Annotated in this window: 18 protein-coding genes; 14 read left to right on the top strand and 4 right to left on the bottom strand. The window is 73.6% G+C overall.

All coding sequences use genetic code 11. The features are described 5' to 3' along the window. Window positions 1-175: 175 nt before the first annotated feature. Window positions 176-1,384, top strand: coding sequence for a methionine adenosyltransferase (gene metK / locus K7854_RS25520; RefSeq protein ID WP_226028883.1), 1,209 nt, complete (start codon window positions 176-178; stop codon window positions 1,382-1,384). A gap of 128 nt (window positions 1,385-1,512) precedes the next feature. Next, window positions 1,513-3,663: a primosomal protein N' gene (locus K7854_RS25515; RefSeq protein WP_226028882.1), complete on the top strand. Its 2,151-nt coding sequence runs from the start codon at window positions 1,513-1,515 to the stop codon at window positions 3,661-3,663. 116 nt (window positions 3,664-3,779) lie between these two features. On the opposite strand, the gene K7854_RS25510 is transcribed toward K7854_RS25515, so the two are convergent. After that, window positions 3,780-4,331: a hypothetical protein gene (locus K7854_RS25510; protein ID WP_226028881.1), complete on the bottom strand. Its 552-nt coding sequence runs from the start codon at window positions 4,329-4,331 to the stop codon at window positions 3,780-3,782. A gap of 299 nt (window positions 4,332-4,630) precedes the next feature. Here K7854_RS25510 and fmt point away from each other — a divergent pair, with 299 nt between their 5' ends. The 10 genes from fmt to K7854_RS25460 all read left to right on the top strand — a co-directional run bounded on the left by fmt (window position 4,631) and on the right by K7854_RS25460 (window position 15,475). After that, on the top strand, window positions 4,631-5,563 hold the full coding sequence (gene fmt, locus K7854_RS25505; protein ID WP_226028880.1) for a methionyl-tRNA formyltransferase: 933 nt from the start codon (window positions 4,631-4,633) through the stop codon (window positions 5,561-5,563). A 96-nt stretch (window positions 5,564-5,659) separates the two neighbouring features. Beyond that, complete coding sequence (locus K7854_RS25500; RefSeq protein WP_226028879.1) at window positions 5,660-7,087, top strand: RsmB/NOP family class I SAM-dependent RNA methyltransferase; 1,428 nt, start codon at window positions 5,660-5,662, stop codon at window positions 7,085-7,087. Between the two features lie 362 nt (window positions 7,088-7,449). Beyond that, window positions 7,450-8,136, top strand: a complete 687-nt coding sequence (gene rpe / locus K7854_RS25495; RefSeq protein ID WP_226028878.1) for a ribulose-phosphate 3-epimerase — start codon at window positions 7,450-7,452, stop codon at window positions 8,134-8,136. A gap of 77 nt (window positions 8,137-8,213) precedes the next feature. Further along, entirely contained in the window at window positions 8,214-9,257 is a 1,044-nt protein-coding gene (locus K7854_RS25490) for a sugar-binding transcriptional regulator (RefSeq protein ID WP_226028877.1), read from the top strand. A 63-nt stretch (window positions 9,258-9,320) separates the two neighbouring features. Then, window positions 9,321-9,674: a barstar family protein gene (locus K7854_RS25485; protein WP_226028876.1), complete on the top strand. Its 354-nt coding sequence runs from the start codon at window positions 9,321-9,323 to the stop codon at window positions 9,672-9,674. A gap of 108 nt (window positions 9,675-9,782) precedes the next feature. Next, on the top strand, window positions 9,783-11,225 hold the full coding sequence (locus K7854_RS25480) for a GuaB1 family IMP dehydrogenase-related protein (RefSeq protein ID WP_226028875.1): 1,443 nt from the start codon (window positions 9,783-9,785) through the stop codon (window positions 11,223-11,225). Between the two features lie 137 nt (window positions 11,226-11,362). Next, window positions 11,363-11,758, top strand: a complete 396-nt coding sequence (locus tag K7854_RS25475) for a hypothetical protein (RefSeq protein ID WP_226028874.1) — start codon at window positions 11,363-11,365, stop codon at window positions 11,756-11,758. A 344-nt stretch (window positions 11,759-12,102) separates the two neighbouring features. Beyond that, on the top strand, window positions 12,103-13,593 hold the full coding sequence (locus K7854_RS25470) for an amino acid permease (protein ID WP_226028873.1): 1,491 nt from the start codon (window positions 12,103-12,105) through the stop codon (window positions 13,591-13,593). Window positions 13,594-13,608: 15 nt separating this feature from the next. Next, complete coding sequence (locus tag K7854_RS25465) at window positions 13,609-14,061, top strand: Lrp/AsnC family transcriptional regulator (RefSeq protein ID WP_133888152.1); 453 nt, start codon at window positions 13,609-13,611, stop codon at window positions 14,059-14,061. A 148-nt stretch (window positions 14,062-14,209) separates the two neighbouring features. After that, window positions 14,210-15,475, top strand: a complete 1,266-nt coding sequence (locus tag K7854_RS25460) for an MFS transporter (protein ID WP_226028872.1) — start codon at window positions 14,210-14,212, stop codon at window positions 15,473-15,475. On the opposite strand, the gene K7854_RS25455 is transcribed toward K7854_RS25460, so the two are convergent. Further along, window positions 15,423-15,707, bottom strand: coding sequence for a hypothetical protein (locus K7854_RS25455; protein WP_226028871.1), 285 nt, complete (start codon window positions 15,705-15,707; stop codon window positions 15,423-15,425). The genes K7854_RS25460 and K7854_RS25455 overlap by 53 nt on opposite strands. Before the next feature lie 136 nt (window positions 15,708-15,843). Between K7854_RS25455 and K7854_RS25450 the strand changes: the two genes are divergently transcribed. Next, entirely contained in the window at window positions 15,844-16,632 is a 789-nt protein-coding gene (locus K7854_RS25450; protein WP_226028870.1) for a carbon-nitrogen hydrolase family protein, read from the top strand. Between the two features lie 56 nt (window positions 16,633-16,688). Then, entirely contained in the window at window positions 16,689-18,386 is a 1,698-nt protein-coding gene (locus tag K7854_RS25445) for a flavin monoamine oxidase family protein (RefSeq protein WP_226028869.1), read from the top strand. 20 nt (window positions 18,387-18,406) lie between these two features. Here K7854_RS25445 and K7854_RS25440 read toward each other — a convergent pair whose 3' ends face one another. Both K7854_RS25440 and K7854_RS25435 read right to left on the bottom strand, forming a co-directional pair. Then, the gene (locus tag K7854_RS25440; protein WP_226028868.1) at window positions 18,407-19,339 is read right to left on the bottom strand and encodes an LLM class F420-dependent oxidoreductase; all 933 of its coding nucleotides are present in this window, start codon (window positions 19,337-19,339) and stop codon (window positions 18,407-18,409) included. Between the two features lie 137 nt (window positions 19,340-19,476). Next, complete coding sequence (locus K7854_RS25435; protein ID WP_226028867.1) at window positions 19,477-20,172, bottom strand: DUF5995 family protein; 696 nt, start codon at window positions 20,170-20,172, stop codon at window positions 19,477-19,479. Between the last annotated feature and the right edge of the window lie 120 nt (window positions 20,173-20,292).

Genomic DNA, 20,292 nt, shown 5'->3' with positions numbered 1-20,292 from the left:
ACGCGTCCTTCTGGGCAGAATGCCCGTGCCGCAGGTCACAGCCCTCCCGAGAGCTGAGACAGGTGGGCCCGCGGCAGAGTGCGACCGATAAACTGTTCTCGGACGTCGCCGGGTGCAGCTCCCCGTGCCGTCCACAAATGATCAGCCAGCAGCCGCTGCAACCCCAGGGAGCGTTGTGTCCCGTCGCCTTTTCACCTCGGAGTCCGTGACCGAAGGTCACCCCGACAAGATCGCTGACCAGATCAGCGACACGATTCTCGACGCGCTACTGAGCGCGGACCCGACCTCCCGGGTCGCCGTCGAAACCCTGATCACCACCGGCCTGGTGCACGTGGCCGGCGAGGTCACCACCAAGGCCTACGCGGACATCGCCAACCTGGTCCGCGGCAAGATCCTGGAGATCGGCTACGACTCCTCCAAGAAGGGCTTCGACGGCGCCTCCTGCGGCGTCTCGGTCTCCATCGGCGCGCAGTCCCCGGACATCGCGCAGGGCGTCGACACGGCCTACGAGAACCGCGTCGAGGGCGACGAGGACGAGCTGGACCGGCAGGGCGCCGGTGACCAGGGCCTGATGTTCGGGTACGCCTCCGACGAGACGCCGACGCTGATGCCGCTGCCGGTCTTCCTGGCGCACCGCCTGTCCAAGCGCCTGTCCGAGGTCCGCAAGAACGGCACCATCCCCTACCTGCGTCCGGACGGCAAGACCCAGGTCACCATCGAGTACGACGGCGACAAGGCCGTCCGCCTCGACACGGTCGTCGTCTCCTCCCAGCACGCCAGCGACATCGATCTGGAATCGCTGCTGGCCCCCGACATCAAGGAATTCGTCGTCGAGCCGGAGCTGAAGGCGCTCCTGGAGGACGGCATCAAGATCGACACGGAGAACTACCGCCTCCTGGTCAACCCGACCGGCCGCTTCGAGATCGGCGGCCCGATGGGCGACGCGGGCCTGACCGGCCGGAAGATCATCATCGACACCTACGGCGGCATGGCCCGGCACGGCGGCGGGGCCTTCTCCGGCAAGGACCCGTCCAAGGTCGACCGTTCCGCGGCGTACGCGATGCGCTGGGTCGCCAAGAACGTGGTGGCGGCGGGTCTCGCCGCCCGCTGCGAGGTCCAGGTGGCCTACGCGATCGGCAAGGCGGAGCCGGTGGGCCTGTTCGTGGAGACCTTCGGCACGGCCAAGGTCGAGCCCGAGAAGATCGAGAAGGCGATCGACGAGGTCTTCGACCTGCGTCCGGCCGCCATCATCCGCGACCTCGACCTGCTGCGCCCGATCTACGCCCAGACCGCGGCGTACGGCCACTTCGGCCGTGAGCTGCCCGACTTCACGTGGGAGCGCACCGACCGCGTGGACGCGCTGCGCGAGGCCGCCGGCCTGTAGACAGGACTCCTGGGCGCCACCGCGCCCGACGGGCGTGACGAGGCCCGGTGTCCCCGACGGGGGCGCCGGGCCTCGCCGCATGCTCCCGTCCCGGCAGTGCTGTCAGTGGTCTTTGCGAGAATGCAGGCGTGAGCAGCGAGAACGGACCGGAGCAGGGCGGCGCGCAGGACGCGCCGCCCGAGCAGCTCGCGCTCATCCGGGAGACCGTGCGCAAGGCGAAGACCCCGCGGGCCAAGCCGCGCACCTGGCGCGGTGCCGCGCTCGCCAAGGAGCTGCCGGTCGCCAGGGTCCTGGTCGACAAGGGCGTGCTCCATCTCGACCGGTACTTCGACTACGCCGTGCCCGAGGAGCTGGACGCCGACGCCCAGCCCGGGGTGCGGGTGCGGGTGCGCTTCGGCGCCGGACGGCACCGGGTGCGCGACGGGCGGCGCGAGGGCGGCGGGCTCATCGACGGCTTCCTCGTCGAGCGCCTCGCCGAGTCCGACTACGCGGGGCCGCTGGCCGCGCTGGCCCAGGTCGTCTCGCCCGAGCGGATCCTCGACGAGGAGCTGCTCGGCCTCGTCCGCGCGGTCGCCGACCGGTACGCGGGCAGCGTCGCCGACGTCCTCCAGCTCGCCGTGCCCCCGCGCAACGCGCGCGCCGAGAAGCGGGCCTCGCCGCCGCCGCTGCCGGCACCGCCGGTCCCCGAACCGGGACCGTGGACGCGCTACGAGCAGGGGGCGGCGTTCATCGCGGCCCTCGCGTCCGGCGGCACCCCGCGCGCCGTGTGGAACGCGCTGCCCGGTCCGCGGTGGACGGACGAGCTGGCGCGGGCCGTGGCGGCGACGCTGGCCTCCGGCCGGGGCGCCCTCGTGGTCCTGCCGGACGGCCGGGCGGTCGCCCGCGCCGACGCCGCGCTCACCGCGCTCCTGGGCGAGGGCCGGCACGCGGTGCTCACCGCCGACGCCGGTCCCGAGAAGCGGTACGCCGAGTGGCTCGCGGTGCGCCGGGGCGCCGTACGGGCCGTGATCGGGACCCGGGCCGCCATGTTCGCGCCGGTGCGGGACCTCGGCCTGGTCGCCCTGTGGGACGACGGTGACGACAGCCACGGCGAACCGCACGCCCCGCAGCCGCACGCCCGCGAGGTGCTGCTGCTGCGCGCCGCCCAGGACCGGTGCGCCTTCCTGCTGGGCGGCTGGAGCTGCACCGTGGAGGCGGCCCAGCTGGTGGAGACCGGCTGGGCCCGGCCGCTGGTCGCCGCCCGGGAGCAGGTGCGGGCCGCCGCGCCGCTGGTGCGGACCGTGGGGGACCAGGACCTGGCCCGGGACGAGGCCGCCCGCGCCGCCCGGCTGCCGAGCCTCGCCTGGCAGACCGTCAGGGACGGACTGCGGCACGGACCGGTGCTCGTGCAGGTACCCCGGCGCGGTTACGTACCGCGGATGGCCTGCGCGGCGTGCCGGACGCCCGCGCGGTGCCGGCACTGCTCGGGGCCGCTGGAGGGCCAGGAGTCCGGGTCCGCGCTGCGGTGCGGCTGGTGCGGGCGCGAGGAGGGCGCCTGGTCCTGCCCGGAGTGCGGGGCCGTCCGGCTGCGCGCGCAGATCGTGGGTGCCCGCCGCACCGCGGAGGAGCTGGGGCGGGCCTTCCCCGCCGTCCCCGTGCGCACCTCCGGGCGCGAGCACGTGCTGGACACGGTGTCCGAGGCCCCGGCCCTGGTCGTGAGCACCCCGGGGGCGGAACCCGTGGCCGAGGGCGGCTACGCGGCGGCGCTGCTGCTCGACGGCTGGGCGATGCTCGGGCGGCCCGATCTCCGTGCCGGTGAGGACGCGCTGCGGCGCTGGCTGGCCGCCGCTGCGCTGGTGCGCCCGCAGAGCGCCGGGGGCACCGTCGTCGCGGTCGCCGAGCCGACCCTGCGGCCGGTGCAGGCGCTGGTGCGCTGGGACCCGGCCGGGCACGCGCTGCGGGAGCTGGCGGAGCGGGCCGAGCTGGGCTTTCCGCCGGTGTCGCGGATGGCGGCGGTGGTGGGGCCAGCTGAGGCGGTGGCCGGCTTCCTCGGCGCGGTCGAGCTGCCGCGGGAGGCGGAGGTGCTCGGCCCGGTGCCCCTGCCGGTCACGCCACCGGGGCGGCCGCGGCGGGTGGGGGCGCCGCCGCCCGGCGAGCACTGGGAGCGTGCGCTGGTCCGGGTGCCGCCGGGACGCGGGGCGGCGCTGGCCGGTGCGCTGAAGGCCGCCCAGGCGGCGCGGACGGCACGCGGGAGCGACCCGGCGGTGTGGGTGCGGATCGATCCGCCCGACATCGGCTGAGCGTCGGACACGCCGCGGCCCTCCGTCTCCCGGGGTCGGGGGAGGGCGGAGGGCCGGTGCGGGGTCGCGGCTCGGCCGGTGCGGGCGGCCGGTGCGCGGGTCTGCCGGTGCGCGGATCAGCCGTTGCGCGGGCCGGGGAAGGCGGTCGGACGGACCTCGTCGCGCAGGGACGGGCTGCCCGAGGTCGGCTGGGTCGGCATGGAGCGGGCCGCCGGGACCGTGGGCACCGGGGGGAGCCCGGAGCCCACGTTGACCGCCCGGGTGCCCGTCGTCTCTGGTGCGTGCTCGGTGGTCTCGGTGCTGGACGCCGACTGGGCGGCGGCCCGCCGGGAGCCGTAGCGCCGGTGCACCGCCTGCTTGGTGACGCCGAGCGCCGAGCCCACCGCGTCCCACGAGAAGCCGAGCGAACGGTCGAAGTCCACGGCGGCCGTGACCAGGGTCTCGACACTGTCCCGCAGCTCCTGGGCGAGACGGACCGTCGGGGCGGGGGCGCGTCCGTAGACGACGAAGCCCGTGGAGGGGCCGGAGCGGCGCGGGCGGTAGACGTTGCCCAACTGGGCGGTGAGGGTGCGCAGTGCGTCCACCTGCCGGCGGACCCGCTCGATGTCCCGCACCAGCAAGTGCAGGCTGGCCCGAGCCTGGGCGTCGTGGGTTGCGTGGTCGGCCATGAACAAGCCTCTCGAACCGGCGTTGAAAGGAATCGGGCCGCGCGGGCGGCCCGGTCAACTCTTCCTTGACCAACGCGTCAGTGCTCCGCGGGTCACGGGTCGGGGCGCGGCGGCATATGCGTGCGCCCCTCGGTCCTCGGCCTCGGGGTCTCCCGCCCGCGCACCACGCGTTCGCCGTCGGCCGAGGGGCTGAGGTCTTGCGCGGGGGTGCCGCGCCGTCGGCGGGTTTCCCTCGTCCGGCGGCTCGTAGACTGGTGCGTCGCCCGCCAACGTTCCCGCCCGAGAGGCCCGTCCCACCCATGAAGCTCGTCTTCGCCGGTACCCCCGAGGTCGCCGTCCCCGCCCTGGACGCCCTGATCGCCTCCGGGCGTCACGAGGTGGCCGCCGTCGTCACCCGGCCCGACGCTCCGGCCGGGCGCGGGCGCCGGCTGGTCGCCTCCCCCGTGGCCGAGCGGGCCGAGGAGGCGGGCATCGAGGTGCTCAAGCCCGCGAAGCCGCGCGACCCCGGCTTCCTGGAGCGGCTGCGCGAGATCGGCCCGGACTGCTGCCCCGTCGTCGCCTACGGTGCCCTGCTGCCCCGCGTCGCCCTGGACGTGCCCGCCCGCGGCTGGGTCAACCTGCACTTCTCGCTGCTGCCCGCCTGGCGCGGCGCCGCCCCCGTGCAGCACGCGCTGATGGCGGGCGACGAGATCACCGGCGCCTCCACCTTCCTGATCGAGGAGGGTCTGGACTCCGGCCCCGTGTACGGGACCGTCACCGAGACCGTCCGCCCCACCGACACCAGCGGCGACCTGCTGACCCGGCTGGCCTTCGCCGGCGCCGGCCTGCTCGCGGCCACCATGGACGGCATCGAGGACGGCAGCCTGAAGGCCGTACCGCAGCCGGACGAGGGCGTCACCCTCGCCCCGAAGATCACCGTCGAGGACGCCCGGGTCGACTGGACCGCCCCGGCGCTGCGCGTGGACCGGGTGGTGCGCGGCTGCACCCCGGCCCCCGGCGCCTGGACCACCTTCCGCGGCGAGCGGCTCAAGCTCGTGCAGGCCCTGCCCGTGGCCGACCGGACCGACCTCGCCCCCGGGCAGCTCGCCGCCGGGAAGAACAACGTGTACGTCGGCACCGGCTCGCACGCCGTCGAGCTGCTGTGGGTACAGGCGCAGGGCAAGAAGCCGATGCGGGCCGCGGACTGGGCGCGCGGCGCGCGGATCACCGAGGGCGAGCTGCTCGGCGACTGACGCGCGCCGCCGCGTCCCGACGCCTCCGCCGCACCGTTCACCGCCCCGGCGTACGCTGGTGAACGCACTTCATCCCACACCCGGAGCACCTTTTTCGTGAGCGAGCAGCCCCGCCGTCCCCGCAAGCCCGGCAAGCCGTACCGCAGGCCCCAGAAGGACCCCGTCCGCATCCTCGCCTTCGAGGCGCTGCGGGCCGTGGACGAGCGGGACGCGTACGCCAACCTGGTCCTGCCGCCGCTGCTGCGCAAGGCGCGGGAGAAGGAGGGACCCGAGAAGTTCGACGCCCGGGACGCGGCCCTGGCGACCGAGCTGGTGTACGGGACGCTGCGCCGGCAGGGCACGTACGACGCGATCATCGCGGACTGCGTGGACCGGCCGCTGCGCGAGGTCGACCCGCCGGTGCTGGACGTGCTCAGCCTGGGCGTGCACCAGCTGCTAGGGACGCGGATCCCCAGCCACGCCGCCGTCTCCGCCTCCGTGGAGCTGGCCCGGGTCGTGCTCGGGGACGGGCGGGCCAAGTTCGTCAACGCCGTGCTGCGCAAGGTGGCCCGGGACGACCTCGACGGCTGGCTGGAACGGGTCGCCCCGCCCTACGACGAGGACCCCGAGGACCATCTGGCCGTCGTGCACTCGCACCCGCGCTGGGTCGTCTCCGCGCTGTGGGACTCGCTGGGCGGCGGCCGGGACGGCATCGAGGAGCTGCTGGCCGCCGACAACGAACGCCCCGAGGTCACCCTGGTCGCGCGGCCCGGCCGGGCCACCCGCGAGGAGCTGCTCGGCGAGGACGCCGCCGTACCGGGGCGCTGGTCGCCGTACGCCGTGCGCCTCAGCGAGGGCGGTGAACCCGGAGCCGTCGAGGCCGTGCGGGAGGGCCGCGCCGGTGTGCAGGACGAGGGCAGCCAGCTGGTCGCCCTGGCCCTCGCCAACGCGCCGCTGGAGGGGCCGGACCGACGCTGGCTGGACGGCTGCGCGGGACCCGGCGGCAAGGCCGCGCTCCTCGGTGCGCTGGCCGCCGAGCGGGGAGCGTTCCTGCTGGCCTCGGAGAAGCAGCCGCACCGTGCCGGGCTCGTGGCCAGGGCGCTGGACGGCAATCCCGGCCCGTACCAGGTGATCGCCGCCGACGGCACGCGCCCGGCGTGGCGGCCCGGCAGCTTCGACCGCGTCCTGGTCGACGTGCCGTGCACCGGGCTCGGCGCCCTGCGCCGCCGGCCCGAGGCGCGCTGGCGGCGCCGCCCCGAGGACCTGGACGGATTCGCCCCGCTCCAGCGCGGGCTGCTGCGCAGCGCCCTGGAGGCCGTACGGGTGGGAGGCGTCGTCGCCTACGCGACCTGCTCACCCCACCTCGCCGAGACCCGCGCGGTCGTCGCCGACGTCCTCAAGCAGCACCCGGAGGCGGAACTGCTCGACGCCCGCCCCCTCCTCCCCGACGTCCCCCACCTCGGAGAGGGCCCCGACATCCAGCTCTGGCCCCACCTCCACGGCACCGACGCGATGTACCTGGCCTTGATCCGCCGCACCGCGTAACTGCAACACGGTACGGTTCCGCCGCGCGGACGCGAGCCACCACACCCCCCGGGCGCGACGCTGTGACACGGTGTGGTTCCGCCGCGCGGACGCGGGCAACCACACGCAGCCCGAACCCGACGACGATCCGCAACCACCCCCAGGGGCGCGGGGAACTGCGCGACCAGCCCCCACCGGCCCGCGGCCGACGTACAACCCCTACCGCCCCCGCGGCGGACGATCACCCCTCGCCCCGCCGCCGGTCGGCTAACACCCCTCGCCCCGCCGGCCGGCAAACACCCCCCCGCCCCCCGGCCGGCGAACACCCGACCCCGGGGGTACCCATGCCGCCCACCCCCGGAGGGCATGGCAGGCTTGGGGACATGGCCGCGCAGATCAACCCCAGCATCCTGTCCGCCGACTTCGCCCGCCTCGCGGACGAGGCCCAGGCGGTCCAGGGAGCCGACTGGCTCCACGTCGACGTCATGGACAACCACTTCGTCCCGAACCTCACGCTCGGCGTGCCGGTGGTCGAGTCCCTGGCCCGCGCGACCGACACCCCGCTGGACTGCCACCTCATGATCGAGGCCCCCGACCGCTGGGCGCCCCAGTACGTCGAGGCGGGCGCCGGATCCGTCACCTTCCACGTCGAGGCGGCCGCCGCGCCGGTGCGGCTGGCCCGGGAGATCCGGGCCAAGGGCGCCCGCGCGTCCATGGCACTGAAGCCCGCGACGCCGATCGAGCCCTACGAGGACCTGCTCCCCGAACTCGACATGCTGCTGATCATGACGGTTGAACCCGGCTTCGGCGGGCAGGCGTTCCTCGACATCATGCTGCCCAAGATCCGGCGCACCCGTGAGCTGATCAAGAAGCACGGTCTGGAGCTGTGGCTCCAGGTCGACGGCGGGGTCTCGGCGTCGACGATCGAGCGCTGCGCCGAGGCCGGCGCCGACGTCTTCGTCGCGGGTTCCGCCGTGTACGGGGCGTCCGACCCGGCCGAAGCGGTACGTGCACTGCGCACACAGGCGGACGCGGCCACCGCCAAGGCATCCTGGTCCTGCGACCACTGAGGAACAGAAAGTGAACGGCTCCCATCAGGGCTGATCAAGTGCGCCGAATCTGCAAGGATGAACGGCGTATCCAGAGTGTGAACAGCAGTGAGGAGATCGCCGTGTCGGGTATGTCGGCGGGCCGTTCAGCCATGCGGATGGGACCCGCTGAGCTGGTCCAGGCGGCGGCCATGGCCCGCCGCTTCTACCTCGAGGGCAAGTCCAAGATCCAGATCGCGGAGGAGTTCGGCGTCAGCCGCTTCAAGGTGGCCAGGGTTCTCGAGACCGCCCTCGAGCGGGACCTTGTACGAATCGAGATCCGGGTGCCGGCCGAGCTGGACGCCGAGCGCTCGGACGCCCTGCGGGCCCGCTACGGCCTCAGGCACGCCGTGGTCGTGGAGTCCCCGGCGGACGCCGAGGAGACGCCCGACCCGGAGAACCTGGGCGAGGTGGCCGCCGACCTGCTCGGCGAGCTGGTCAACGAGGGCGATGTGCTCGGGCTGGCCTGGGGCCGGTCCACCATCCACATGGCGGCCGCGCTGGACCGGCTGCCGCCGTGCACGGTGGTCCAGCTGACGGGTGTGTACGACGCCGGGACCGCCGAGCGCGGCTCGGTGGAGGCCGTCCGCCGCGCCGCCCAGGTGTCGGGCGGCGACGCCCACCCCATCTACGCGCCGATGCTGCTGCCGGACGCGGCCACCGCGCAGGCGCTGCGGCACCAGACCGGGATCGCCCGGGCCTTCGAGTACTTCGACAAGGTCACGGTCGCCTGCGTCTCCATCGGCTCCTGGGAGCCCGGCATCTCGACGGTGCACGACATGCTCAGCGACGAGGAGCGCGCGCACTACGCCTCGCTCGGCGTCGCCGCCGAGATGTCCGCGCACCTCTTCGACGCCGAGGGCCGCCGGGTCGGGCGGGACCTGGGGGAGCGGTGCATCACGGTCAAGGCCGAGCAGCTCCGCCGTATCCCCGAGGTCGTCGCGATCGCGGGCGGGCAGCGCAAGGCGGCGGCGATCGACGCGGTGCTGCGCTCCGGCCTCGTCACCAGCCTGGTGACGGACACGTCGGCCGCGGACTACCTGATGACGGCGGGGTCGGCACCGAAGTCGACACTCAACCGCGCCGATCCCGACGGGATCTGACGGGCCGTCGGCGGCACGGGCGGGACCGGAAGAGCCGGAAGAGCGGGAAGAAGGGTGCGCGAGATGACCGAGGACTCCGCGGGGCGGCTCGTGGTCACGCTGGACCTCGGCGGGGTCACGGACAAGGCGGGCCTGATGGACCGCTGCGCCCGTGACCTGGCGCTGCCCGACTGGTTCGGCCGGAACTGGGACGCGCTCGCCGACTCCCTCGCCGACCCCTCCGTGTGGCCCGAGGGAGCGGCCGGCCGGGGTCTGGTCCTCGTGGTGGAGGGCTGGCGGGCGTACGCCGAGGCGCGGCCCGACGAGTGGGCCGTGGCCGAGGAGGTCTTCGCCGAGGCCACCGACCGCGGTCCGGGACTCTTCGTCACCCTGGGCCCTGGAGGTTCCTCCAAGGACTCCGCTGACCAGCCTGGATGATCTGCCCGGGGATTATCGGCCACCCGTCATGGGAGAATGAAGTACGTGCTCTTTCCCCCTGGCTGACCTGTCCGGGGGCCACCTCTGATCGACTGGGATGTGCAGCACGTGCGTTTCCTGAATGACATCCAGCCCTCGTACGACCTGACGTACGACGACGTGTTCATGGTGCCGAGCCGCTCCGCCGTCGGCTCCCGGCAGGGCGTGGACCTCGGCTCCCCGGACGGCACGGGCACCACGATCCCGCTCGTCGTCGCCAACATGACCGCCATCGCGGGCCGCCGGATGGCCGAGACGGTGGCCCGGCGCGGCGGGCTCGTGGTCATCCCGCAGGACATCCCGATCGAGGTCGTCACCGACGTCGTCTCCTGGGTGAAGGGCCGCCACCACGTCCTGGACACCCCGATCGTGCTCGCCCCGCACCAGACCGTCGCCGACGCGCTGGCCCTGTTGCCCAAGCGCGCGCACAACGCGGGCGTCGTCGTGGACGAGGACCACAAGCCGGTCGGCGTGGTCACCGACGCCGACCTGTCCGGGGTGGACCGCTTCACCCAGCTCGAAGAGGTCATGTCCAAGGACCTGCTCCTGATCGACGCGGACCTGGACCCCCGCGAGGCCTTCAACACCCTCGACGCCGCCAACCGGCGCTACGCGCCCGCCGTGGACCGGGACGGCCGCCTGGCCGGCATCCTCACCCGCAAGGGCGCCCTGCGCGCCACCCTCTACACCCCGGCCGTCGACGCGAACGGCAGGCTCCGCATCGCCGCCGCCGTCGGCATCAACGGCGACGTGGCGGGCAAGGCCAAGCAGCTCCTCGACGCGGGCGTGGACACCCTGGTCATCGACACGGCGCACGGCCACCAGGAGTCGATGATCAACGCGGTGAAGGTGGTGCGCGAGCTGGACCCGCGGGTCCCGATCGTCGCGGGCAACATCGTCTCCGCCCAGGGCGTGCGCGACCTGATCGAGGCCGGCGCGGACATCGTCAAGGTCGGTGTCGGACCGGGTGCCATGTGCACCACCCGGATGATGACCGGCGTCGGCCGGCCGCAGTTCTCCGCCGTCCTGGAGTGTGCCGCCGAGGCCAAGAAGTACGGCAAGCACGTGTGGGCCGACGGCGGCGTCCGCCACCCGCGCGACGTGGCGATGGCCCTCGCGGCCGGCGCGTCCAACGTGATGGTCGGCTCCTGGTTCGCCGGTACCTACGAGTCCCCGGGCGACCTCCAGCACGACGCCAACGGCCGCGCCTACAAGGAGTCCTTCGGCATGGCCTCCGCGCGCGCGGTGCGCAACCGCACCTCGGAGGAGTCGGCCTACGACCGGGCCCGCAAGGCGCTGTTCGAAGAGGGCATCTCCACCTCGCGGATGTTCCTGGACCCGGCCCGGCCCGGCGTCGAGGACCTGATCGACTCGATCATCGCGGGCGTCCGCTCCTCCTGCACCTACGCCGGTGCCGCCTCCCTGGAGGAGTTCGCCGAGAAGGCCATCGTCGGCATCCAGAGCGCCGCGGGCTACGCCGAGGGCAAGCCGCTGCACGCCAGCTGGAGCTGACCCGCACCACACCCGCACCCGGAACCGCACCCGCGCCCGGAGCCGTCCCGTGTCCGGATCCGTCCGCGTGTCCGGATCCGGACGTCGTCGCGTCAGGTCTGCTTGACGTCAAGCAGACCTGACGCGACGCTGGGCGTATGACGACACCCCAGAGCATCGAGCCGGAGCACACCCTGCTGACCGCGGTGGCCCGTCTCGACGAACTGCGCGCCCGCGAGTCCCTCGCCGGATTCGGCAGCGACGCCGAGGCCCTGGACCGCCCCCAGCTCCTGGAACTGCTCGCGCTCAGCGAGGTGGTCGCCCGCAAGGCCGCCTACGGGCGCCAGCTCACCGTCCGCGCCGCCCGCGAGGCGGGTGCCTCCTGGTCGCAGATCGGGGCGGCGCTCGGCACCAGCAAGCAGGCCGCCTGGGAGGCGCACACGCGCTGGATCGACGCCCAGGAAGAGGCCCGCGACCGGCCCGGACAGATCGGCTTCGACACCGCGGAGGCGGCCGAGGCACGTGCCGTCGCGGGCGAACCGGACGATCGCTGACCGGTCTCCGCCGGGTCGCCGGGCCAGATCCCGGCACGGTCGCTGACCAGGCCCGATCCGCCGTCCGTCGACCCCGCGCGCAACGCCCCGCACCCCGCGCGCAACGAACACCCGCGCTGCCCCGTGGAACGCAACGATCGTGCTCGAACGCGCAAGGTTGCTGCATTACCGGGGCACCGCCCCGCTCGTAGTGTTCTGCGCTGTACGTGGCGTGGCGGGGACCCCGCTCGGTGGGTTCCCGTTCTGCACGAGCGCGCCCGCCGGTCCCCGCCGCTCCCCAGGCCCGCCGGGAGCCGGTCCGCCCACCCGGGCGGCCTGACCGGCAGCGACAAAGGAGTCAACGCGTGCTCGACCAAGGCGCACCCCCGCACCACGACACATCGGCCACCCCCACGTCCCCGGGGCCGGCCGCGCGCCTCATGCGCCGCAAGCCCGTGGAACGCCTGGTCGCGGAGGGCGGCCAGGGCGAGGGCGGCAGCCTCCGCCGCTCCCTCGGCCTCTGGCAGCTCACGATGATCAGCATCGGTGCCACCCTCGGCACCGGCATCTTCGTCGTGCTCGGCGAGGCCGTCCCCAAGGCCGGACCGGCCGTCACGCTCTCCTTCGTCATCGCCGGCCTCACCGCGCTCTTCTCGGCCCTGTCCTACGCCGAACTGGCCGGCACCATCCCGGTCGCCGGATCCTCGTACTCGTACGCCTACGCCACGATGGGCGAGCTGATCGCCTGGATCTGCGGCTGGTGCCTGGTCCTGGAGTACGGCGTGTCCGTGGCCGCCGTCGCCGTCGGCTGGGGCGAGTACCTGAACGAGCTGCTCGACGGCACCATCGGCGTCACCCTCCCCGCGGCCCTGTCGGCACCGCCCGGCGACGGCGGCGTCTTCAACCTGCCCGCACTGATCGTCGTACTCCTCGCCATGACCTTCCTGCTCGGCGGCGCCCGCGAGTCCGCCCGCGCCAACACGGTCATGGTCGTCGTCAAGATCGCGGCGCTGGTGCTGTTCTGCGCGATCGGCGTGCAGGGCTTCCGCTCCGGCAACTACGAGCACTTCATGCCGCTCGGCATGGCCGGGGTCAGCGCGGCGGGTGCGACGCTCTTCTTCTCGTACATCGGCTTCGACGCCGCCTCCACCGCGGGTGAGGAGGCCAAGAACGCCCAGCGCGACCTGCCCCGCGCGATCATGCTGTCCCTCGTCATCGTCACGGTGCTCTACGTCCTGGTCGCCGCCGTCGCCGTCGGAGCCAAGCCCTGGCGGACCTTCACCGACTCCGAGGCCTCCCTCGCGCAGATCATGACCGACGTCACCGGGCAGAGCTTCTGGGGCACCCTGCTGGCCTTCTGCGCGGTCGTCGCCATCGCCAGCGTCGTCCTGACCGTCCTGTACGGCCAGACCCGCGTCCTGTTCGCCATGTCCCGCGACGGGCTGGTGCCCAAGGTGTTCTCCAAGGTCCACCCGAAGACCGGGGCGCCCCGTGCCAACACGCTGATCGTCTCCCTGTTCTGCGGCGTGCTGGCCGCCGCCATCCCGCTCGGACAGCTCGCCGACGCCACCAGCATCGGCACCCTCTTCGCCTTCGCCCTGGTCAACGTCGCCGTCGTGGTGCTGCGCCGGACCCGTCCCGACATGCGCCGCACCTTCCGCGTGCCGCTGTCGCCGGTCCTGCCCGCCCTGGGCTTCGGCTTCTGCGTCTGGATGATGGGCAGCCTGTCCACCGTCACCTGGGTGGTCTTCGGTGTCTGGATGGCCGTCGGGCTCGTGTTCTACTTCGTGTACGGCCAACGCCACTCCCGACTCGCCGCACCGGACCCCTCCGAGGTCCGCACGCACCAGAAGTGAAGTGAACGACCCGCAGTGCTGAACGATCTCGACGAACGCATCGTGCACGCCCTCGCCGAGGACGCCCGCCGCTCCTACGCGGACATCGGGCAGTCGGTCGGCCTCTCCGCGCCCGCCGTGAAACGGCGCGTGGACCGGCTGCGCGCCACCGGAGCCATCACCGGCTTCACGGTCCGGGTCGACCCCGCCGCGCTCGGCTGGGAGACCGAGGGCTTCGTCGAGATCTTCTGCCGCCGCAACACCTCGCCCGAGACCATCCAGCGCGGCCTGGAGCGCTACCAGGAGGTCGTGGCCGCGTCCACCGTCACCGGGGACGCGGACGCGGTCGCCCAGGTCTTCGCCTCCGACATGCGGCACTTCGAGCGGGTGCTGGAGCGGATCGCCGGGGAGCCGTTCGTGGAGCGCACCAAGTCCGTGCTGGTGCTCTCGCCGCTGCTGCGGCGCTTCTCGTCGGGCTCGCCCGCATAACCCGGTGGGCAGGAGGCCGGCCGGCGTCTAGCATCGGTGCCATGAGCCGACGACATTGATCCACCCGCGTCACCCGTGGCGCCGCCTCCCGAGGGCCGCCCCGGACGCCGTACCTCCGGTGTCCGATCCGCCCCCTCGGGAAGGCCTCATGACCGTCTCACCCTCACCCTCACCCTCGCCGTCGCTCGCGCGCGAGCGTGCCGCCGCCGCGCCCGCCGGTGTCCGCCGGCTCGTGCGCACGCTGTACGCCTCCGCGTTCTGCGACGAGTTCGTCCTGCTCTACCCGGTGTACGCGCTGCTGTTCGCCGACACCGGTCTGTCCGTCTGGCAGACGGCCTCGCTGTTCGCCCTGTGGTCGCTGACCGGCGTGCTGCTGGAGGTGCCTTCCGGTGCCTGGGCCGACGCCGTCTCCCGGCGGCTGCTGCTGATCCTCGGCCCGCTGCTGACCGCCGCGGGCTTCGCCCTGTGGGTGCTCCTGCCGTCCTACGGCGCCTTCGCGCTCGGCTTCGTGCTGTGGGGCGCCGGCGGCGCGCTCGGCTCGGGGGCGCTGGAGGCGCTGGTCTACGACGAACTGGACCGGGCCGGTGCGGCCGGCCGCTACGCCCGCGTCATGGGCCGGGCCCGGGCGATCGGCATCGCCGGGACCATGTCCGCCATGGGCCTGGCCGGTCCGGTCTTCGCCTGGGGCGGCTACGACGCGGTGGGCGCGGCGAGCGTGCTGGCCTGTCTGGCCGGGGCGCTGATCGCGACCCGGTTCCCCGAGCACCGCACGCCCTCCGGCGACGGCGAGCGCTGGTCGGCGACCCTGCGCGCGGGACTCGCCGACGCCCGCGCCGACCGGTCCGTGCGCGGCGCGCTGCTCCTCGTACCGGCCGTGACCTCGGTGTGGGGCGCCCTCGACGAGTACACCCCGCTGCTGGCGAGCGACACCGGCGTGGCACCCCAGACCGTGCCCTGGCTGCTGCTGGTGATCTGGGCCGGGGCCACGGCGGGCAGTCTGCTGGCCGGTGCGGCGGAGCGCCTGACCACCGACGGGTTCGCCGCCCTGCTCACCGCCTCCGCGCTCGCCCTGGCCGTGGGCGGCCTGGCCGGCACACCGGCCGCCCTGCTCCTGGTCGCGCTCGCCTTCGGCGGCTTCCAGCTGGCGACCGTGCTGGCCGACGCCCGTCTCCAGCAGCGCATCGACGACACCGGGCGGGCCACCCTGACCTCGGTCGCGGGCCTCGGCACCGAGCTGGGCAACCTCGCCACCTACGGTGCCTACGCGGCGGCGGCCACGGCGTGGGGCCACGGCACCGCCTTCGCCCTGTCGGCGGTGCCGTACGTCCTGACGGCGCTACTGCTGGCCGGTGCCGTCCGGACTACGGCCGCGGCCGCGAGGGCGCGCCGCCGAGGCCGCCGGTCTCCCTCCTGACCTCCCAGCGGTGGCCGAGCAGGTCGTGCCGGTCCGCGAGGGCGGAGCTGCCGTCGTCCCCGGCCGACCGGTACGGCCGGGCGGTGCCGGTGAGCGCGGCGGCCTCCCGCCGGGGCGGTCCGTCGTGCGGGCTGCCGCGCGGGCCGGAGACGACGGCCGCGCCCGTGGTGGCGGTGAGCAGCAGGGCGGCGCAGAAGGGGAGGGCACGCCGGGACTCGGGGGGAGCGCGCAACGAATCGCCGTGGGGTGCCGGGCGCACGCAACGATCCGCTCACCGGCGCGCAACAGGTCCGTCTTGTCCGGCCGAGTCCGCCGACCGTACCGTCTATCTGGCCCTCCGACCCCCTTCCCTCCGGTGAGGAACACGCATGCGCACCGCCCTGCTCCAGAGCTCCGGCCGCCCCGGTTGCACCGCCGAGAACCTCAAGGTCCTCGACGAGGCCGCGGGCCGCGCCGCCGCCGCGGGTGCCGCGCTGCTCGTCACCTCCGAGCTGTTCCTGACCGGATACGCCGTCGGCGACGAGATCGGCGTCCTCGCCGAGCCCGCCGACGGCGACTCGGCCGACGCGGTGGCCGAGATCACCGGGCGCCACGGACTCGCCATCGCCTACGGCTACCCGGAGCGGGCGGGCGAGCGGGTGTTCAACTCCGTGCAGCTGATCTCCGCCGACGGCACCCGCCTGGCCGGCTACCGCAAGACCCACCTCTTCGGCTGCTTCGAACGCGACCACTTCACGCCGGGGGAGCGGCCCGTCGTCCAGGCCGAGCTGAACGGCGTCACCGTCGGCCTGATGATCTGCTACGACGTGGAGTTCCCGGAGAACGTCCGCGCCCACGCCCTGGCCGGCACCGACCTGCTGCTCGTCCCGACCGCGCAGATGCACCCGTTCCAGTTCGTCGCCGAGTCGGTCGTGCCGGTGCGGGCCTTCGAGAACCAGATGTACCTGGCGTACGTCAACCGCGTCGGCCACGAGGGCGAGTTCGAGTTCGTCGGCCTGTCCACCCTCGCCGGGCCCGACGGCGTCGCCCGCGCCCGGGCGGGACACGCCGAGGAGCTGGTCCTCGCCGACGTCGACCCGGCCTTCCTGGCCGCCTCGCGCGAGGCCAACCCGTACCTGCGGGACCGCCGCCCCGGGCTGTACGGCGCCCTCGCCTGAGCCCCCCGACCGCGCGTCCCGACCTCCGTTCCACCCGTGCAAGGAGCCCGTACCCCATGACGTCCACCGTGCCCAACGCGATCGAGCACGCAGACGAGCAGCAGCCGCCGATCACCATGTTCGGGCCGGACTTCCCGTACGCGTACGACGACTTCCTCGCCCACCCCGCCGGCCTCGGCCAGATACCCGCCACCGAGCACGGCACCGAGGTCGCCGTCATCGGCGGCGGCCTGTCCGGCATCGTGGCCGCCTACGAGCTGATGAAGATGGGTCTCAAGCCCGTCGTCTACGAGGCCGACCGGATCGGCGGCCGCCTGCGCACCGTCGGCTTCGACGGCTGCGACCCCTCGCTGACCGCCGAGATGGGCGCGATGCGCTTCCCGCCGTCCTCCACCGCCCTGCAGCACTACATCGACCTGGTGGGCCTGGAGACCAGGGCCTTTCCCAACCCGCTGGCCGAAGCGACCCCCTCGACCGTCGTCGACCTCAAGGGCGAGTCGCACTACGCCGAGACGCTCGACGACCTGCCGCAGGTCTACCGGGACGTGGCCGAGGCCTGGGCGAAGTGCCTGGAGGACGGCGCCGACTTCACAGACATGAACCGCGCCCTGCGCGAGCGTGACGTGCCCCGCATCCGCGAGATCTGGGCGAAGCTGGTCGAGAAGCTCGACAACCAGACCTTCTACGGCTTCCTGTGCGACTCCGAGGCCTTCAAGTCCTTCCGGCACCGCGAGATCTTCGGCCAGGTCGGCTTCGGCACCGGCGGCTGGGACACCGACTTCCCCAACTCCATCCTGGAGATCCTCCGCGTCGTCTACACCGAGGCCGACGACCACCACCGCGGCATCGTCGGCGGTTCCCAGCAACTGCCGCTCAGGCTCTGGGAGCGCGAGCCGGAGAAGATCGTCCACTGGCCGCACGGCACCTCGCTGAAGTCCCTCCATGTGGACGGCGACCCCCGCCCGGCCGTGACCCGGCTCAACCGCACCGCGGGCAACCGCATCACCGTGACCGACGCCGACGGCGACATCCGTACGTACCGGGCGGCGATCTTCACCGCCCAGTCCTGGATGCTGCTCTCCAAGATCGCCTGCGACGACTCACTCTTCCCGATCGACCACTGGACCGCGATCGAGCGGACCCACTACATGGAGAGCTCCAAGCTCTTCGTGCCCGTCGACCGGCCCTTCTGGCTGGACAAGGACGAGGACACCGGCCGGGACGTCATGTCGATGACGCTCACCGACCGCATGACCCGCGGCACCTACCTGCTCGACGACGGCCCGGACAAGCCCGCCGTCATCTGCCTCTCCTACACCTGGTGCGACGACAGCCTGAAGTGGCTGCCGCTGTCCGCGAACGAGCGGATGGAGGTCATGCTGAAGTCACTCGGCGAGATCTACCCGAAGGTCGACATCAGGAAGCACATCATCGGCAACCCGGTGACCGTCTCCTGGGAGAACGAGCCGTACTTCATGGGCGCGTTCAAGGCCAACCTGCCCGGCCACTACCGCTACCAGCGGCGCCTGTTCACCCACTTCATGCAGGAGGAGCTGCCCGAGGACAAGCGGGGCATCTTCCTCGCCGGCGACGACATCTCCTGGACGGCGGGCTGGGCCGAGGGCGCCGTCCAGACCGCGCTGAACGCGGTCTGGGGGGTCATGCACCACCTCGGCGGCGAAACCGACCCGACCAACCCCGGCCCGGGCGACCTGTACGAGGAGATCGCGCCGGTGGAACTCCCCGAGGATTAGGGGCGCCTCCGGCCGGGGGCCTAGACCCCGGCCGCCCTCGCCTTCTCGTAGACCAGGGCGGCGACGTCCTTGAGCTCCTCGGCGTCGCGCGTGGTGCCCTGCACGTCGATGAGGATCTCGTCCAGGCCGATCTCGGCGTGCGCGGCCAGGTCCTCGACGATCTGGTCGACGCCGCCCTGGAAGGGGCGGCGGCCGGGACCCTCGTAGTTCTTCGCGCTGTAGCGGGCGTTGACCCGCAGCACCGTCCGGATCGGCTCCGTGCGGCCCCGCTCGGCGGCCAGCTCCCGCAGTTGCCGCCACTGCTCGGCGACGGTCTCGGCGCCCATGCCGGTGGGCAGCCAGCCGTCGGCGTGGTCGACCAGCCGGCGCCGGGCCCGGCCGCTGTCGCCCGCCGCCAGCAGGATCGGGATCGGCCGGGCGGGCTTGGGGCCGACCACGGCGGACGCGATCTTCGTGACCTCGCCGTCGTACACCACCGGGTCCGGACCCCACACCGCCCGGCACACCCCGATCAGCTCGTCCAGGGCGGCGCCGCGCTCGGCGAACGGCCGTACGGACGCCGCCGCGTACTCGTCGTGCGACCAGCCGGTGCCGAAGCCCGCCACCACCCGGCCGCCGCTCGCCGCGTCCAGCGAGGCCAGCGTCTTGGCGAGCTGGAAGGGCACGTGCAGCGGGGCGACCAGCACGCTCGTGCCCAGCCGGGCCCGCTCGGTGGCCGCGGCGGCGAGGGCGAGGGTGACCAGCGGCTCCGCCACGCTCCGGTAGGTGTCCGGCCAGGGCAGGCCCTCGACGCCGTACAGGCCCTGGGTCGCGGGCTCGGGGAACAGGGCGCGCTCGAACACCCACAGGCTCTCGTAGCCCGTCCGTTCCGCCGCGCGCGCCACGTCGGGGACGTCCTTGCCGATGTCGTACTGCCGCATCTGGGGGAGACCGAGTCCGAGTGGGGTCGTCATGCCGGGTGCTCCTTCGCAGTCGGGGTGCGATGTTGCCCGAGGGCCAGCCGGTTTCAACGTACAACGAACGTGCGCCTGTTCCGGAGGCGCACACCGGTCATGCGCACCGGTCGTGCGCACGGCGGGAATCGGCCGGATCAGTCCGGCAGCGGAGTGAGCAGCATGCGGCCCGCGAAGCCCACCGCCGCGTCCAGCCGTTCGGTGAACTCCCCGGCCACGTCCGGCAGCCGACGCAGCGCCCACAGCGCGCGGGCGGCGGCCCAGGTGGCCTCGCGGGCGCGCTCCAGGCTCCAGGAGCCGAGCAAATGGGTCAGCGGGTCGGCGATCTGGAGGAGGTCGGGGCCGGGCATCAGCTCGTCGCGGATGCGCTCCTCCAGCGAGACGAGGAGATCGCCCACGCGGTCGAACTCGTCCTCCAGCTCGACCGGTTCGCAGCCGAGCGTACGACAGGTGTCCACCACGGCCAGCGCGAGATCGTGGCCGATGTGCGCGTTGATGCCCGCCAGCGCGAACTGCAGCGGCCGTACCCCGGGATGGCGGCGGAACTGGAACAGGGGGCGCCAGCACGCGGGCGGACGGCGGTCCTCCTCCGCCGCGTCCACGGCGGCCAGGTAGCGCTCCGCGAACCGTACGTCCAGCGCGGTAGCGGCGGCGGTGTCCGCGAACCGGCCGCCGTCGATGTGCCGGTCGACGGCCTCCGTGACGGCCAGGTAGACGCGGTTGAAGACCGCGAGGCCGTCCCGGGCGGGCAGCGAAGCGTCGAGGGCGCGCATCCGGGACAGGACGCTGTCCACCGTCAAGGCGGCCGTCGGGACTTGCTCGCAGTGCGCCATGGCGGCAGCGTCGCAGCTTTAGGCTGACGGCTGGGCCGGCGGGCCCGACGCTTCCCCAGAACGGGGGAACGAGCCCGCCGCGCGGGGGAGGGGGATCCGTACGTGGCAGGCCTTCGTGCC

Source organism: Streptomyces hyderabadensis (assembly GCF_020404845.1).
Classification (GTDB): Bacteria; Actinomycetota; Actinomycetes; order Streptomycetales; family Streptomycetaceae; genus Streptomyces; species Streptomyces hyderabadensis.
This window is presented reverse-complemented; position numbering and strand designations above follow the sequence as displayed.